Below are 15,759 nucleotides of genomic sequence, written 5' to 3'. Positions count from 1 at the left end.
TGCGGCAGCCTGCCCAGCGTACAGTCTGCGTCTGGCAGGGCCGAGTGACTTTCGGCCCTGCCCGAGGCTTAGCGCCCACGCGGGAATCCGCGGCGGGGCTACTCCCGCATCAGCATCGCCTGGACCTCGCGTTCGAGGTCCACATACGGTTCTCCGCCCACGCCACCCGGTCGATGTTGGGGGTCTGCCGTGGACAACGGATGCTCAGCCCAACGCGACGGTGCGAAAGCCCACGTTGCCGGCAGCCGAGTCGGCGGTGTTGGAGGCCCGGGCGGAGTTGCGGTACCGATTGCAGTACGAGTCGTGGCAGAGGTACGAGCCGCCCCGCATGGAGCGTTGCTCCCCGCTGGGTCAGGTGGTGCTGGGTGGGGTGTGGCTGGGCATGTCGATGAGTGCCTGGCCGGGGTCGATGTTGGCTGGTGGGCGGAGCCAGTAGGTGCCGGTGTTTTCGAAGATCTGCCAGCCTTGGTTGTGGAGCAGCATGTGGTGGGCGTGGCAGAGCAGGATGCCCTGGTTGATGTCGGTGCGGCCGTGGTCGCGTTTCCAGTGTTGGATGTGGTGGGCTTCGGTGAAGGCGGGTGGGCGGTCGCAGCCGGGCCAGCGGCATCCGCCGTCGCGGGCGGCGAGGGCGCGGCGTTGGGCGCGGTTGAAGAGGCGTTGTTCGTGGCCGACGTCAAGGGGCCGGCCCAGGTCGTCGACGGTGATCTCGATGGTGGCCGAGTCGCAGATGAGGCGTTCGATGGTTTCTTGGGAGAGGGGTGCGGTGTTGCCTTCGAGGTAGCCGTGGCCGGGTTGGCCGGGTTCGCAGACCAGGATGTTGTCGGCGTCGCGGAGGAACCCCGGCGGGAACGGGCTGTGCGGCGGGCAGGGCCCGGTGGGCCAGGCGGGCGGTGCGGGCGAAGTGGCTCCGCTTGCTGCGGGCCGGTCGGCCGGGGCCGGAGTGGCGGCGGGGCGGACTGCCGGGGTAGCGCTGGTGAGGATCTGCACGGTGGGGCGGCGGCCGCCGAGCATCTCGTGGGGGTTGATGGTGGTGCCGGCCTCGATCAGGTCGAAGAAGCCGTCGCAGGTGATCTGCTCGGTGCTGCGGGGGTCGTCCTGGACGCGTTTGGCCCAGGCGGCGCGGTCGGTGTCGACGAAGCGCACGCCGCCGCGGCGGGGGCTGGTGAGGCTGTCGAAGGTGGCCTTGATGAATTCGCCCTGTTCCGGTGGGAACAATCCGTCGACCCTCACCTGGCCGGTGTTCAGGGTCCAGATGCGGAGGTAGCGGTCGTCCCAGGCTTTCTGTTCCGCACCCGGATGCCGGCTTCATCCAGGCAGTCCCGGGTCTGCCGGGCGCGTTTGAGGAGTTGGTCCACGTTTATCGACCTGGCGTCGACGAGCAACCCCTCCAGCGCGTCGGAGAGGACTAGCCCGGTGACGACGGTGTCGATATCGCCCAGGCCGGTGCGGATCGCGTAGGCGGCGTCGACGGAGAGAGTACCGGCGTTCACCGCGCGGCTGATCGGCGCGTGCCACGGCGCCGGCACCAGGGGAGCGCCGGCCAGTGCTGGGTCGGACGTGTCGGCCGCGTCGGGATCAAGCGGGCCGTTCAACGCCGCGTCCGCAGCCGGCGGGCTGCCTCGGCCTCGGCTTCGGCGGCCTGTATCTCGGCGGCTTCGGCCTCGGCGAGCATCTGGCCCACACCGACGAGTTTGCGGGACTCGACCTTGCTCGCGCCGGTCAACTCCTGGATCAACGCCTCGGGGCTGAGGAAGCCCTGCTTCTTCGCCAATCCCGCCTGGCCGAGCTCCCACCGGGACCGGTGCGCGAGCGTCTTCGCCATCCACGCCTTGCGGGTGTCCAGCTCACGCTGCGCCCGGGCGAGGGTCTGCTGCCCGGCCAGCACGTCGGCATCCGACAGGGCGTCGTACTCGGCACTCGAACAGCCCAACCGGGCCACATTCGCCGCCGCGACCACGAGGCCGTCGCCACCGCCCACAGCAGCATCGACAGCCCCTTCGACAGCGATCACACCACCCCGGTCAGCAGGCCCGTCAGCAGGCCCGTCAGCAGCACCCGCAGCGGCACGAAAAGCACCGTCGGGAGGGTTCCCGACGGTGAACGTGTCTGCGATGCTCGACTGGATTGCCATGCCCCGAATCTAGCCCGATATCGCATCCTCGTGTGAGCAAAACTCAACTTGTGGATAAGTTTTTTGGGCCCCGATCCCAGTCCTGGTGTGGCGCGCCGGCGTCACAGCCACACACATCTGTGAGCCCGGTCCAGCATGTGCATAACTCCTGCAATTTTCCTCTTACCGAGCCGGGCGCCCCGGAACTACTTGCAAGGATTCACGGGGCCACTAAAGGCGCAGGAATTATGCACCACCAGGAGTGCGGGGCGGGTGAACGGAATGCTCGGCTTCGGCAACGCGAGGAACGTGGAGGATTCGGGGTTAGGGTCGATAGGTGTCCGGTACACCGCTCCCCGTACCCTTCGTCAGGCTTCAGGCCGGTGAAGTGCCGGCTTCGCCTGCCCTGCACACGGATGCGCCGCTCGTCGACACCCTCAGCCGGCCGCTGCACGATCTCCGGCTCTCGGTCACGGACCGGTGCAACTTCCGCTGCGTGTACTGCATGCCCAAGGAGGTCTTCGGCAAGGACTTCGCGTTCATGCCGCGGGACGAGATGCTTTCTTTCGAGGAGATGACCCGTCTGGCCCGCATCTCGGTGGCGCACGGCGTGGAGAAGATCCGGCTCACCGGCGGCGAACCGCTGCTGCGCAAGGGTCTCGAGGAACTCATCGCGATGCTCGCAGCGCTCCGCACCCCCGCCGGACGCCCGGTCGACATCGCCCTCACCACCAACGGCTCGGCGCTGGCGATGAAGGCGCAGGCGCTCAAGGATGCCGGCCTCAAGCGGGTCACGGTGTCCCTCGATTCCCTGGATGACACCACCTTCCGCGCCATGAACGACGTCAACTTCCCGGTCGCCCGCATCCTGGCGGGCCTGGACGCCGCCCACGCCGTGGGCCTCGGCCCGATCAAGATCAACATGGTCGTCAAGCGCGGCGAGAACGACCACGACATCGTCAACATGGCCCGCTACTTCAAGGGCACCCCTACATCCTGCGTTTCATCGAGTTCATGGACGTGGGCACGAGCAACGGCTGGGACATGGCGGCCGTGCTGCCGTCCAGCGAGGTGCGCGACCGCATCCACGCCGAACTGCCGCTGGAGGAAGTGGCCCCCAACTACACCGGCGAGACCAGCCGGCGCTGGCGCTATCTCGACGGTGAGGGCGAGATCGGCCTCATCTCCAGCGTCACCCAGTCGTTCTGCCACACCTGCTCCCGCGCTCGCGTGTCCACCGACGGCAAGCTGTTCACCTGCCTGTTCGCCAGCGAGGGACATGACCTACGCGCGCTCCTCCGCGACGGCAGCAGCGACGAGCAGCTCTCCGCCGCCATGGGCGCCATCTGGCGCCAGCGCACCGACCGCGCCTCCCAGCTGCGCAGCGCCCAGACCGGTGCGGTGCGCTCCTCCGGTCGCAAGAAGATCGAGATGTCCTACATCGGCGGATGAGCATCGGCCCGCCTGTCACCCTCGCGAACTGAGACTTAAGCCCCAAAAAACGCGCGAAAGTGGGGCTTAGCTCACAGTTCGCGAGGATTCTGAGCGGCTCGGGAGGGCAGCCTGCGCGGCCTCCGCGGCAGGATGTGCGGGTGCCGGGGCCCGGCGGCGGCGGCGGCGGGCGATCGCTGCTGCGACCCGGTCGACCAGCACGCCGAGGCAGAGGGCGAGCACCACGCCGATAGCGGCACCGAGCATGGGCTGGTCGCGGAACGCGTTACCGGCCAGGATCCCGATGAGCACCGAGTACACCGCCCAACAGGCTCCGGCCAGCACCGTGAGCGGCCAGAATCGTCGGTGCGGCAGGCCGGTGGCGCCGGCCGTCATGTTCACGGCCACCCGGCCCACCGGGATGTACCGGGCCACGAGGAGCAGACTGGCCGGCCGGAGAGCGAGGCCGCGGCCCGCCCGGTCGAGTGCTGCGGCGGTGCGGCGGCCGCGCATCCATCGGAACCGATCGATACCGATCCGCCGACCGAGCCAGTAGGCGATGTTGTCCCCGACGGCGGCGCCCACGGCCGCCAGCACCACGATCACCACGGGGTTGGGCGTGCCCGCGCTCACACCGAGCGCGGCAGCGACCACGACGATGCTCTCACTGGGCACTGGGGGGAAGAACCCGTCGATCACGACCACGGCGAACACCACGAGGTAGACCCAGGGCGAGCTCACCGCGGCGAGCAGAAAGTCGGTGAGCAGGTCCATGGGGTCGATTCGATCGGGTGGCGATGCGCGGGATGCGTTACGTCGAGGCTAGAAAATCCCTCGCGAAACGGCGTCCACCCTTGGTGCCCTGCAGGTCATCCCCGGGAATGACATCTCGGCCGTCGCCCGGCGGACTCCCTGCCGTGCCACATCGCGGGCGACCTCGCCGTGAGCCCGAGGCCGGTCGGAATTCAGGCGCCCGGGGCGTCCGTCACCCGGCCGTGGAAATGGCCACCGGCGTCGCCACCCGACTCTGCTCGTGCCGCAGGATGCCCCACACGATCAGGGTCTGTGCCGCGAGATAGGTGACCATGATGAGGAAGTCCGCCAGGGGCAGGTTGAACTCCGGCAGGAACTTGTTCAGCGCCAGGATCGAGTCGGAGGCCACGAACAGGGCGCCGCCGGCCGCGACCCAGCGGTTGCACCGGGAGGCGACCGCGGCCATGGCGCAGAGCACGGTGCCGTAGGCCATCACCGGAATCAGCAGCGAGCCAGTGTGGGGAGCGAGAAGCGTGAGCAGCACGACGAGCCAGACGGCGTAGACGAGGGCCCACCAGCGCATCCGCTGCACGGCCAGCCGGGTGACGAAGAGCACCAGGTAGACGATGTGCGCCAGCAGGAAGCAGGCCAGCCCGATCACGAACCACCGCAGGGTGATGTCGCCCAGCCAGGAGAAGGTAAGGGCGAGCATGCCGAGCAAAATCGCGGGCGCGCGACGCTGTGGCGCGGCCCAGAGCAGCCCGATTGCCAGCGCCGGCATGAGTAGCGGCTTCGTCCACTCCACGACGCCGTCGAGCGAGAGCAGGATGGCGCCCAGGTGGATCACACCGACCGCGAGGATCGGCAGGAATACGCGGACTGGCGGTGCCGGCCGGGCCGCGTCGCGGGTTTCTGGCACTGTGCTCACTTCGTCGAGGGAGGTGCGTGCCACTCACTGTAGCGACCCGGGCCCTCGGCGCATGGACGTATTTCCGGCCGGGTCGTGACGAATATGCCCGGTTGTGCGTCACAGTAGTGGCGGCAATGACGCCGCTGACTCAGCTGCCCTGCCCTGCCTTGGATCGAGGTGGGGCCGGGGCGGTTGTGGGGTGCGGCCGGCCGAGACGGAGGAGAACGAGCCCCGTCCACACGACCCAGACCCACTGCAGCAGTGCGCCCAGGTACAGATCGGGCACGACGAAGCGCAGCAGCTCCGCGGCCACCCCCAGCACGCCGGCGGCGACGCCGAGCCAGCCCAGGATCGCGGGGAACACGCCCCGGGTCATCGCCAGCGCGCCCACGACTAGGCCGATGGCCGAGAGCGGGCCGGTCAGCGTCAGGGTGTTGTTCTCCGCGACCACGGCCTCGGCCGCCGCCACGATGGCGGGTCGCTCGCTCGACGCTGCCGCCACAAACCGGTCGCTCAGGGTCACCAGAATCAGCGACCCCCGGGTGGAGACGGGGATCGCCAGTGACAGCGCCCACGGCAGCGCACCGAGCAGCCCGGCGAGCAGGGCCCAACTGCGGCCCACCGGCGCCAGCGCCACCCCGAGGGCAACGAAGACCAACACCATCAGGTAGCCGGGCCCTATCCAGAGCACCTGCTGGGCGATGTACACGGCCTTGTGGTCGGCGATGAACTGCAGCGTGTCGACGGTGCCGGCCACCGGCGGCGGCGCCAGCACGTCGAGCACCAGCGCGCTCAACAACAGCAGCACGAAGAGCAGGGCGGCCACGCCGCCCACCCGGTAGAGCGGATGCCAGGCGGCATGCCACGCCGTCGCGGCCTCCGCGGCCGTGGGCGGTGAGCGGTCAGCGCGCCAGGTCATCGTGATCGGAGCGCGGTCGGGCCGAGGCGCTCGGCTGGTCGGGTCTGCCGTCGGACGGCCCGGCGGGTGCATCGTGGGGACGCTCGGCGGTCGGCGTGCCCGTAGGGTCGTCGGCTGGCTCGTCGGGCGGGTCGAGGAAGGAGAGCACGTCGGAGACGAACCGTGGGTCGCTCGTCGTGGCGAGGTGCCCTCGGTCCGGGTAGAGGACGAGCCGGCCGCGGGGGATCCCCGCCGCCGTCTGCCGGAACAGCTCGGGCGAGTAGAACGCATCCCGTTCCCCGCCCACCACGAGGGTGGGGGCGGTGATGTCACCCAACCGGCTGCGCAGCTCGAAGCCGTCCTCGGCCCGGATGGTGGTCATCAGGTCCGCGCTGGCGTGGGCGAAGTAGTTCTTGCCGAGCAGCCAGCCGATGCCGGAAAGCATCCGCTGTGACCCAGCGCCCGACCCGAGCATCCGCATGAGTTCGGCGTAGGCGGTGCGCGGCCGGCCGTCGAGCACGTCATCGGCGACCCTCATCGCGGTGTCGCGGCCCTCGATGCCCAGCTGGTGCGCGGCCGACACGATCACGAGGCGCTTCACCAGGTCCGGATGATCCGCCGCGAGCTGCAGCGCCACGCTTCCGCCGGTGGACTGCCCCATCACGTCGACGCGTCCGTCGAAGCGCTGCCGCATGGCGAGCGCGTAGTCCGCCGCGATGTCGGCCATGGTGGCGTCGGGGTCGAGGCCGGGCCGCCGGTTGACCCACCACACCCGGCGGGTGGCGGCGAAGGGCAGCAGCATCCGGGTCTGGAATCGGCGGTCGGCGCCGGTGGGTGGCTCGTGATTGGGGGTGAGGCCAGGCAAGAAGAGCAGCGGGGTGCCCGACCCGACGGAGAGATACGGCATTCCGCCGGGCCAGATGCCGTGGATGCGCGGAAGCGGGGACGTTGCTGGCATGCGGCTGCCCTTCGCTCGGGTGCGGTCGGGCGACCGCGGGGCTGTGCGACGTAGGCGAGAGTAGCGCAGGCAGCGGGTGCGGGGGAGTGCCCGAGCGACCGGCCGACGGGGCGTCGGCCAGTTGGCCAGTTGGCCGGCCGCTCGGCCGCGAGGTCAGGCGCGCGGCTGTTCGCCGGGCAGGAGTTCCACCACGCGCAGCCGCTCGAGCACCACCGGGGTGTCATCGGTGACGCTGAAGGTGGGGTCGTTCAGATAGCCGCGCATGTCGGGGCTGGTCCGGAAGGCCTCGTGGGCGGCGCGCCAACCGGCCACCGAGTCGTGGCCCTCGCCCTCGTCGCGGGCATGGCGCACGTCGACGTCGGCCAGCCGCACCACCTGCACCGCCGTCGTCTCGATGATCGCCACCGGCTGCCCGGCGGAGTCGATCAGCACCTGGCGGGCCCCGAGCTCGGGCAGCGGCTCGTCCTCGATGCCGTATTCCACCAGCGTGGACGTGGTCGAGGTCTTCGAGCCGTCCAGAATCGCCGCAACGAGCCGGTCCCGGAGCGGGCCCGGGAACGCGAACTCGGCGACCGGAAGCGCGTCGGGTGCCGCGTGGTCCCCACCGGTGCCAACCGGCGGGTCGAGCGGACCGGTCATCGGGTCGCCACTTCGCTGCGCAGGGCCTCGGCCGCGATCTGAGCGGTGGCGGCCACATCCGTCATCCAGAGCGGCACCGCGGCCGAGCGGATGCCGGCGGCCTCGAGCGCGGGCACGGCCGCGGCATCCGTCTCGTCGACCAGCCAGGCGTCGAGCACCCCGTCGCCCTGCCGGGAGCCGTAGTGCAGCCCCACCGCGAGCGCCGACGTCTCCACGCCGATCGTGCTCAGGCAGGCGTCGGCCATGCCGCGCACCGCGGAGCCGGCGATGATGGGCGAGATGCCCACCACGCGGGCCGAGGTGGCGCGCAGTGCATCCCGGATGCCCGGAATCGCGAGGATGGTGCCCACCGACACGACGGGGTTCGACGGCGGCAGGATCACCACGTCGGCGTCACGGATGGCCTCGAGCACGCCGGGCGCCGCGACGGCGTCGGCCAGACCCACCTGCACGAACTCGGTGACGGACTTCCCCGCGCGGTAACGCACCCACCACTCCTCGAAGTGGATGAGGTCGCCGACTCGGTGCTCATCGGCGTCCTCGGCCAGGCGCACGTGGGTCTCCACGAACTGGTCGCTCATCGGCAGCAGCCGGGCGCCGGGCTGCCAGCGGCGGCAGAGGAACTCGGTGGCGGCGCTGAGCGTGGCGCCGTTCTTGAGCAGGTCAGTGCGCACGATGTGGGTGGCCAGGTCGAGGTCGCCCAGCGTGAACCACGACCAGCCGCGGCCGTACGCGGAGATCTCGGCGGAGGTGCGCCGGGACTCCTCGGCACGACCCCAACCCTGCTCCTCGCTGATGCCGCCGCCCAGCGTGTACATCACGGTGTCGAGGTCGGGGCAGATGCGCAGCCCGTCGAGCCACATGTCGTCGCCGGAGTTGACGATCACGGTGACCTCGCTGGCCTGCCCCTTCGCCGAGGTGCCGGAAGGTGCCCCGTCCGGGCCGCCAGAGGGGACATTCGCCGCATCTCGCGCGTCCTCGGACGCCAGGTGCTGCAACAACCCGCGAGTGAAGCGGGCGCCGCCGACGCCGCCGGCGAGAACTGTGACTCGGGTCATGGGGGTTCCTTCTGTAGATCCGTGGGGCTGTCAGGTACCGGTTTGTGCGGGGCCGGAGAATACGATCACGGGGCGCCCGGTGCGGGGATGCGGCACGATGTCGCAGTCGACGCCGTAGACCGCCTCGATGATGTCGGGTCGCAGCACCTCGGCGGGCGTGCCGAACGCGGCCACCCGGCCCGCCTGCAGCAGCACGATGCGGTCGCAGTAGGCGGCCGCGAGGTTGAGGTCGTGCAGGGCGAGTATCGACGTGAGACCGAGGCCGCGCACCTGGTGCAGCAGCGACAGCTGTGCGCTCACGTCGAGGTGGTTGGTCGGTTCGTCGAGCAGCAACAGGCTCGGACGCTGGGCCAGCGCCCGCGCGATCTGCACCCGCTGCTGCTGGCCGCCGCTCAGCGTGTGCCAGCGCCGCTCGACGAGATCGGCGGCGCCCACCATCGCCAGCGCCTCGGTCGCCACGGTGAGGTCGTCCTCGCCGCCGAAGCTGCCGAGCAACCGGCTCCGGTGTGGGATGCGTCCGAGCAGCACGACCTCCCGCACCGAGAGGTCCACGCTGGGTGCCACGTTCTGCTCGAGCAGGGCGATTCGCCGCGCGGCCTCCCGCCGGCGGAGCAGCCCCACGACGGTGCCGTCGAGGGCGACGGTGCCGGCATCCGCCCGGTCGATGCCGGCGACGATGCGCAGCAGGCTCGACTTGCCGGCGCCGTTGGGCCCGAGCAGCCCGGTGACGGTGCCCGACGGCAGGCGTGCCGAGATCTGGTGCAGGATGCGCGTGCCCTCGATACTGAGGGAGATCCCGTCGAGCACCACGCCGTCATCCGGCGCTCCCGAGTTGCGGAAAACTGCCCCTTCAGCGCTCTTTAGAGGGGTGTTTGCGGCAACTCCGGGTGCGGATGCGGCGGCAACGCCGCGTTCGGCGCTCATGCCCAGGCCGCGCTTCGCTTGCGCGTGATCAGCAGGATGAACACGGGCACCCCGATGAACGCGGTGATGATGCCCACGGGCAGCTCCCGCGGGTCGAACACCGTGCGGGCGAGGGTATCGGCGAGCACCAGGAACAGCGCGCCGACCACCGCGACGAGCGGCAGCAGGCGTCGGTGCCCCGGACCGCTGAGTCCGCGCACCAGGTGCGGCAGGATCAGCCCCACGAACCCGATCGCCCCGCTCACGGCCACCATCGCGCCAGTGAGCAGCGCGACAGCCACGAGGAATCCCCAGCGGGTGGCGTTCACGTTGATGCCCAGCGACGCGGCGTTCGTGTCGCCGAAGGTGAACGCATCCAGTCGGCTGGCGGCGAGCAGGATGCCCGTGCCCACGAGGACGAGCGCGGTTGTGGAGATCAGCACGCTGGTCCAGGAACTGCCGGCCAGGGAGCCGAGCAGCCAGTTGAGGATCTCCCGGTAGGAGTCGCCTTTGGCCGCCCAGAAGATGATGAACGAGGTGCCCGCCGAGCCCAGCTGGGCGATCGCCAGCCCGGCCAGCACGGCGCGGCCCGGGGTGATGCTGCCGCCGACGCGGGCGATGTTGAGGGTGGCGAACAGGGCGATCAGGGCCCCGGCGAAAGCCGCAGCCGGCAGCGCGAAGCCCACGCCGAGGATGACCACGCAGACCGCCCCGAGCGACGCGCCGGAGGACAGGCCGAGCAGGTAGGGGTCGGCGAGCGGGTTGCGGGTGACGCTCTGCATGACCGCGCCGCTGAGCGCGAGGCCCGCGCCCACCATGGCGGCGGTGAGCACGCGCGGCATCCGCAGCTGCCACACGATGGCGTCGGTCAAGGGCGGCACCGGAGTTCCCCCGGCCAGTCCGGGCAGGCCGAGGTGGCTCCCCACGCTGCCCACAACCTGCGCCAGGCTCACGTCGGCCGGGCCGATCGTCACGGCAACGGCGCAGCCGAGAAGCAGGGCCACCAGCGCCGTGACCAGCCAGAACAGGTACCGGCCCGGCCCGCTGCGATGCACAGTGACGGATGCCGCATCGCGGCTCCCGCGGGGTGCGGCACGCTCGGGTAGTGACGGAGGAGTGCTGCGGGGGTGCGTCGTTCCGGTCATCCCTGCTTCCTCATTCCTGCTCCGCGGTGCGAACGGTCGATGCGTTCGAGCGACTTACTGTGCGTCGAGCGCGGCGAGCTGGTCGATGATCAACCCGGCCGCCTCCACGTTTCGAATGCCCGCCTCGCCGGCCGCGAACGGCACGGTGATGTAGCGATGGTTCACCACGGCGTCGAGTCCGGCGGTGGCCGGGTTGCCCTCGAGCAGAGCGATTTTGGAGTCGGCGGTGTTCCAGGTGGCGTCCACGAGCACGATCACGCTCGGGTTCGCCGCCACGACGGACTCCCAGCCGGCCGAGGTCCAGGTGTCGTGCACGTCGGCGAAGATGTTGGTCAGGCCCGCGGCATCCATGATCATTTGCGGAGCGCCGATGCCGGCGCCCACATACGGAGTGTCGGTGCCGCTCGAGTACCAGAGCGCCGTGGTCTTCCCGGTGGCGGGCTTGAGCGCGGCCAGCGCGGCTTCCTGGGCGGAGACCAGCGTGGCGGCGGCATCCGGAACCCCGAACAGCGTGCCGGCCTCATCGATCTCGCCGAACACGGTGTCGAAGGTGAGCGGGTCGGGCATCGCATCACCCTTGCAGGCGGCCGGCGACACGTAGCTGCCGATGCCCAGCACGGAGAGCGCGTCGCGTTCGCCCACGCCGTCGGCGGAGAAGTTGGACTCCCAGCCGCCGTAGACGAAGTCAGGGTTCAACGCCAGAACGGCCTCCTGGCCGGGAACGAAGTCGCTGATCACGTTGAGATCGGCGCCCTCTTCTGCGAGGGACGCCGGCAGCGGGCCGTCGAGGAACGCCGAGCCCACGACGCGGTCGCCGAGGCCCAAGGCCAGCAGCAGCTCGGTGGTGGTGGACTTGATTGTCACGATCCGCTCGGGCGCGGCCGTGAGGGTGAGCGAGGTGTCGCAGTTGTCGAACGACACGGGGTAAGCGCCCGGGCCTCCGGGCGAGGCGGTGGCGACGGGCGCGGCACCGGTCGAGCCGGATGCGCAGCCGGCCAGCAGCAGCACGGCCGCGGCGGCAGCGAGGGTGGGGTAGCGAGTCTTCATGAGACCAATCTGAGGCGGGAGCCCGGCATCCGTCGGCGGCGCCGACACAGCGGCGACGCCGTGAAAACCACACCGCAACGCAGTGGCGAGAGGCTGTGGCTCCAACGGAGGAGCTCGTACAGGGTGGGGGAGAGAACTGGAGGCAATGCCCCGACCTGCCGCCCAAATCCGGGCCGGCGCAACCGGTCAGATCGAACCGGGGGTCCCAACCAGACTAAACCCATCCGCTTTCGGGCGGATGCGTCGCCCGCCCGCCTGGACGCCCCGTCCATCACCCGGCGTCCAGCGCGGGTCGCCCTCTTGTGGGCGTCGCAGCGTCGGATCGGCGCATCCCCCGCGTGACGCGGCGCTCAGGCGCTGCCCTGTGGGTGCGCGGGTCAGGCGCCGCTTCGCCCTGGGCGCGCCACCCGCGGAGCGGCGCATGTCCCGCGTGACGCGGCGCGCGGTAGCTGCGCGGGCCGGGCGCCGTAGCGTGGCAGCACCGCCGGACGGGCATGCCACCCGCGGAGCGGCGCATGTCCCGCGTTATACCGCCCAGCAGCACCAGTCAGGTGCGGACTTCCGGCCTTCGTGGCGGAAACGAAGAGGGGAAGTCCACAACCGAGCGTGCAGCGCGGCTACTTCGCGGGGGTCCCCACGTCTGACGACCACACGGCCGTGGCGCCGCTGTGCCCGATCCTGATGGCCTGCACGACGGTTCCGGTCGACACGAGGGCTGCGGCGACGATGAGCACGATCGCCACCCACTTCATCGGCTTCCGCGGCGAACGCTCCGACCAGTTCCACCAGAGCAGCACGCCGGCCACCACGACCAAGCCGATCACCCAGGGCAGCAGCCCTTCGGCCAGGTCGGCGTGGGTCTCGATGAGCGCCGACTCCGAGACCCGTTCCTCAAGGGCCTCGCCGGATTGGGTCGAGAGTGGAACCAGCACAAGGGCGGCCAATGCCAGGCCCAACGGCACGAACTTGGCCCAGCGGCGAAAGCGCGGCCAGGCTGCGGCGAGCAACACCACCAGGGCGGCCGTGGGAACGATCACCTCGGTCGCGTGCACAACGAGGGGGTGGAGTGGCAGACCGAAAAAGGTGTCGAACATGGGGCTCCTGCCTGAAGGGGTGCGACTGGACCGATTCCCACACCGGCGCCGCTATGAGTGCAATGCTAGGCATCGCCAGAGGGCCGCGCCATGAAGGACAGGCTCGGCTTATCGCCTTGCGTGCGTGATCGCCGCCTCGTTGGTTGAGCGCCCCTGACGGGGTGATTCGCCTGTCGTCATGCGGGCAGTTCCGGCGCGGCTGACAAAACCCTTGTCAGGATCTCGACGGGCTTGATCAGCGCACCGCGCAGGTTCCCAGGTGGAGCTCTCAGGGCGCAAGGACCCCTGCCGCGGCCGCGATCGCCCGGGCCACCGGCAGCACGTCGTCGGGCAGCGCCCCGGCCGTCACCCGGATGAACGACTCCGGTCGCTCCGATGCGAGAAATGGGATGCCGCCGGCCACCCGGATGCCAGAGGCCGCCAACCGCACGATGGCGTCGCGCTCGTCGGCCACTGGCACCCACGCGTTGATGCCGTCGGCGCGGGCCAGGGGCAGGCCGAACCCGGTGAGGGCATCTGCCAGCGCCTTCTGGCGGGCGAAGTACACGTGCCGGGCCTCGTTGACCTGCGCCATGCTCGCGCCGTCGGTGAGCAGCTCGTGCAGGATGGTCTGCAGCATCCGGCTGGTCCAGCCGGGTCCGAGCATGCGCCGGGCCACGATGCGGTCCACGAGCGCCGCCGGTCCGCCGAGGGCGGCGATGCGCAGGTCGGGCCCGTGTGATTTGGAGTAGCTGCGCACGTGCAGCACCCGTTCGGGCAGCCAACGGCCGAGTGACACATCCGGGGAGGTGCTGATGGCTCCGGAGTGGTCGTCCTCGATCACCACCGTGTGCGCGGCCCGGGGGCTGGCGCCCAGCAGCCGGGCGAGCTCGGCGGCGCGGTCGGCCGACATCGAGGCGCCGGTGGGGTTGTGCGCCCGGGGCTGCAGGATCACGGCGGCCGGCGACAGCGCGAGCGCTGCCTGGAAGGCGTCCGGCACGATGCCCTCCGCGTCCACGGCCACGGGCAGCCGCTCGATGCCCATCTGGTCGAGCAGGTCGAAGAACGGCGGAAAGCCGGGGTCCTCGACGATGACCCGGTCGCCGAATCTGGCGACCAGCTCGAGGCTGCGGGAGATGGCGTCGAGTGCACCGTCGACCACCGTGATCGCCTCGGCCGGGTAGGGCCACGAGCCCGTGAGTACGGTGAGCAGCTCGGGAATCACCGGGAGTGCCTGGTAGCTGGGGGTCATGGCCCGCTGGGAGACCCTGGAGAGGGCCGGCCCGAGCGCCGGCAACAGGAGCGGGTCCGGGGTGCCCCGCGAGAGGTCGATCCGGGCGTCGCTCAGGTGCCCGGCCAGCGTCTGGGTGCGGGCGGGCAGCCAGTGCCGGGACGGCTCCCGCACGAACGTGCCGCTGCGGCCCCGCGAGACGATCAGGCCTGCCGACGACAGCGCCTGCCAGGCATGGCTCACCGTGGCCGGGCTCACGCCCAGGAGTCCGGCGAGGTCGCGCACCGTGGGCAGGCGCTCACCGGGGGCGAGCCGGCCGGAACTGATCAGGCGGCCCAGCGCGGCGGCGATACCGGCCGGAGTGGCCTGTTCGATCTCGTCGAGGTAGAGCTGCATGGTGTCCTTCCTAGCCCGAATGCTTGCCAAAAGCATGCCCGAACGACAGGATGATTTACGCATGCGTCATATGAAGAAACAGAACAGAAATGTTTACGTCGAATAATAACAAAACCGGACACCGTAATGTGGCTCGATCTCGACAGGCTCTTCCCCGTATGGCTCGCCCATAAAGCGATGTCTTGCTCTCCTGCTGACGAGGTTCCCACCGTGTGAGACCCAGTGGAGGCAAGAGTATGAGCACCGACCCATCCAGACTCGGCACATCCAACATCGTGCGAGCGGCGATCACCCAGACCACGTGGACGGGGGATATCGACTCGATGCTCGACAAGCACGAGAAGTTCGCCCGCGATGCGGCCGCCGACGGCGCCCAGGTCATCTGCTTCCAGGAGCTGTTCTACGGGCCCTACTTCGGTATCACCGAAGACGCCAAGTATTACGACTACGCCGAGCCCGCCGACGGCCCCATCGTGCAGCGCTTCGCCAAGCTGGCCAAGGAACTGAACCTGGTCATGGTTCTCCCCATCTACGAAGAAGAGCAGCCCGGTGTGTACTACAACACCGCGGTCGTGGTGGATGCCGATGGCACCATCCTCGGCAAGTACCGCAAGCACCACATCCCCCACCTCGACAAGTTCTGGGAGAAGTTCTACTTCCGCCCCGGCAACCTCGGCTACCCCGTCTTCAACACGGCCGTCGGTCCGATCGGCGTCTACATCTGCTACGACCGGCACTTTCCAGAGGGCTGGCGTGAACTGGGCCTCAACGGCGCGCAGATCGTCTTCAACCCCAACGCCACCAAGCCGGGCCTGTCGAACCGGCTCTGGGAGATCGAGCAGCCGGCTGCCGCGGCCGCGAACGGCTACTTCGTGGCCGCGCCCAACCGGGTGGGCCGGAGGACAACGAGTACGGCGAGGACGCGGTGACGTTCTACGGCACCAGCCAGTTCGTCGACCCGCAGGGCAACTACGTGGGAGAGCTCGGCAGCGGCGTCGACGAGGAGGTCGTGATCCGCGACCTCGACCTCGGCATGATCCGTCAGGTGCGCAACAACTGGCAGTTCTACCGTGACCGCCGCCCGGAGTCCTACACCTCGATCCCCAAGCCGTAAGGAATCTCAGCGACGCACGTCCCGCTGGTCGAGCTTGGCGACGTCGTACTGAGCTTGTCGAAGTAGACCCCGCGACCCGGCCTACGTACCGAA

Annotated in this window: 14 protein-coding genes and 3 pseudogenes; 2 read left to right on the top strand and 15 right to left on the bottom strand. The window is 69.9% G+C overall.

Features of this window, described 5'->3' with window-relative positions; genetic code table 11:
• Positions 1-204: 204 nt before the first annotated feature.
• The 4 genes and pseudogenes from KY500_RS14555 to KY500_RS14540 form a co-directional block, all read right to left on the bottom strand.
• A pseudogene (locus KY500_RS14555) lies at positions 205-345 on the bottom strand (SUMF1/EgtB/PvdO family nonheme iron enzyme); the annotation flags it as partial.
• Between the two features lie 6 nt (positions 346-351).
• On the bottom strand, positions 352-1,230 hold the full coding sequence (locus KY500_RS14550) for an HNH endonuclease signature motif containing protein (RefSeq protein WP_219901149.1): 879 nt from the start codon (positions 1,228-1,230) through the stop codon (positions 352-354).
• A gap of 11 nt (positions 1,231-1,241) precedes the next feature.
• Positions 1,242-1,592, bottom strand: a complete 351-nt coding sequence (locus tag KY500_RS14545) for a hypothetical protein (RefSeq protein WP_219901148.1) — start codon at positions 1,590-1,592, stop codon at positions 1,242-1,244.
• Positions 1,589-2,131, bottom strand: a complete 543-nt coding sequence (locus KY500_RS14540; protein ID WP_219901147.1) for a hypothetical protein — start codon at positions 2,129-2,131, stop codon at positions 1,589-1,591. The genes KY500_RS14545 and KY500_RS14540 overlap by 4 nt, the downstream gene beginning before the upstream one ends.
• Positions 2,132-2,516: 385 nt before the next feature.
• On the opposite strand from KY500_RS14540, the pseudogene moaA reads away from it, so the two are divergent.
• A pseudogene (gene moaA, locus KY500_RS19820) lies at positions 2,517-3,562 on the top strand (GTP 3',8-cyclase MoaA).
• 66 nt (positions 3,563-3,628) lie between these two features.
• On the opposite strand, the gene KY500_RS14530 reads toward moaA, so the two are convergent.
• From KY500_RS14530 to KY500_RS14480, 11 genes are all read right to left on the bottom strand, one after another.
• Positions 3,629-4,315, bottom strand: coding sequence for a DedA family protein (locus KY500_RS14530; RefSeq protein ID WP_219901146.1), 687 nt, complete (start codon positions 4,313-4,315; stop codon positions 3,629-3,631).
• Between the two features lie 211 nt (positions 4,316-4,526).
• Positions 4,527-5,246, bottom strand: coding sequence for a lysoplasmalogenase (locus tag KY500_RS14525; RefSeq protein ID WP_219901145.1), 720 nt, complete (start codon positions 5,244-5,246; stop codon positions 4,527-4,529).
• Between the two features lie 106 nt (positions 5,247-5,352).
• Entirely contained in the window at positions 5,353-6,123 is a 771-nt protein-coding gene (locus KY500_RS14520) for a DUF4386 family protein (protein WP_219901144.1), read from the bottom strand.
• Positions 6,107-7,060: an alpha/beta fold hydrolase gene (locus tag KY500_RS14515; protein ID WP_219901143.1), complete on the bottom strand. Its 954-nt coding sequence runs from the start codon at positions 7,058-7,060 to the stop codon at positions 6,107-6,109. Before KY500_RS14515 ends, KY500_RS14520 begins: the two co-directional genes overlap by 17 nt.
• A 153-nt stretch (positions 7,061-7,213) precedes the next feature.
• Positions 7,214-7,699: an ASCH domain-containing protein gene (locus tag KY500_RS14510; protein ID WP_219901142.1), complete on the bottom strand. Its 486-nt coding sequence runs from the start codon at positions 7,697-7,699 to the stop codon at positions 7,214-7,216.
• The gene (cofD, locus tag KY500_RS14505; RefSeq protein ID WP_219901141.1) at positions 7,696-8,757 is read right to left on the bottom strand and encodes a 2-phospho-L-lactate transferase; all 1,062 of its coding nucleotides are present in this window, start codon (positions 8,755-8,757) and stop codon (positions 7,696-7,698) included. The genes KY500_RS14510 and cofD overlap by 4 nt, the downstream gene beginning before the upstream one ends.
• A 30-nt stretch (positions 8,758-8,787) precedes the next feature.
• Positions 8,788-9,681, bottom strand: a complete 894-nt coding sequence (locus tag KY500_RS14500) for an ABC transporter ATP-binding protein (RefSeq protein WP_219901140.1) — start codon at positions 9,679-9,681, stop codon at positions 8,788-8,790.
• Positions 9,678-10,805, bottom strand: coding sequence for a putative F420-0 ABC transporter permease subunit (locus KY500_RS14495; RefSeq protein ID WP_219901139.1), 1,128 nt, complete (start codon positions 10,803-10,805; stop codon positions 9,678-9,680). The genes KY500_RS14500 and KY500_RS14495 overlap by 4 nt, the downstream gene beginning before the upstream one ends.
• Positions 10,806-10,859: 54 nt before the next feature.
• Positions 10,860-11,852 carry a putative F420-0 ABC transporter substrate-binding protein gene (locus KY500_RS14490; protein WP_219901138.1) on the bottom strand — a complete coding sequence of 331 codons (993 nt, stop codon included), beginning with the start codon at positions 11,850-11,852 and terminating at the stop codon, positions 10,860-10,862.
• 617 nt (positions 11,853-12,469) lie between these two features.
• Positions 12,470-12,946 (bottom strand): DUF2231 domain-containing protein, encoded by a 477-nt coding sequence (locus KY500_RS14485; protein WP_219901137.1) that lies wholly within the window; start codon positions 12,944-12,946, stop codon positions 12,470-12,472.
• Positions 12,947-13,214: 268 nt separating this feature from the next.
• Positions 13,215-14,552 (bottom strand): PLP-dependent aminotransferase family protein, encoded by a 1,338-nt coding sequence (locus KY500_RS14480; RefSeq protein WP_219901136.1) that lies wholly within the window; start codon positions 14,550-14,552, stop codon positions 13,215-13,217.
• Between the two features lie 236 nt (positions 14,553-14,788).
• Between KY500_RS14480 and KY500_RS14475 the strand changes: the two are divergent.
• Positions 14,789-15,666, top strand: a pseudogene (locus tag KY500_RS14475) (nitrilase-related carbon-nitrogen hydrolase).
• The last annotated feature ends 93 nt before the right edge of the window (positions 15,667-15,759 follow it).

Source organism: Cryobacterium sp. PAMC25264 (assembly GCF_019443325.1).
Lineage (GTDB): Bacteria > Actinomycetota > Actinomycetes > Actinomycetales > Microbacteriaceae > Cryobacterium.
The sequence above is the reverse complement of the archived record's forward strand: the minus strand, read 5'-3'. Positions and strand labels throughout refer to the sequence as shown.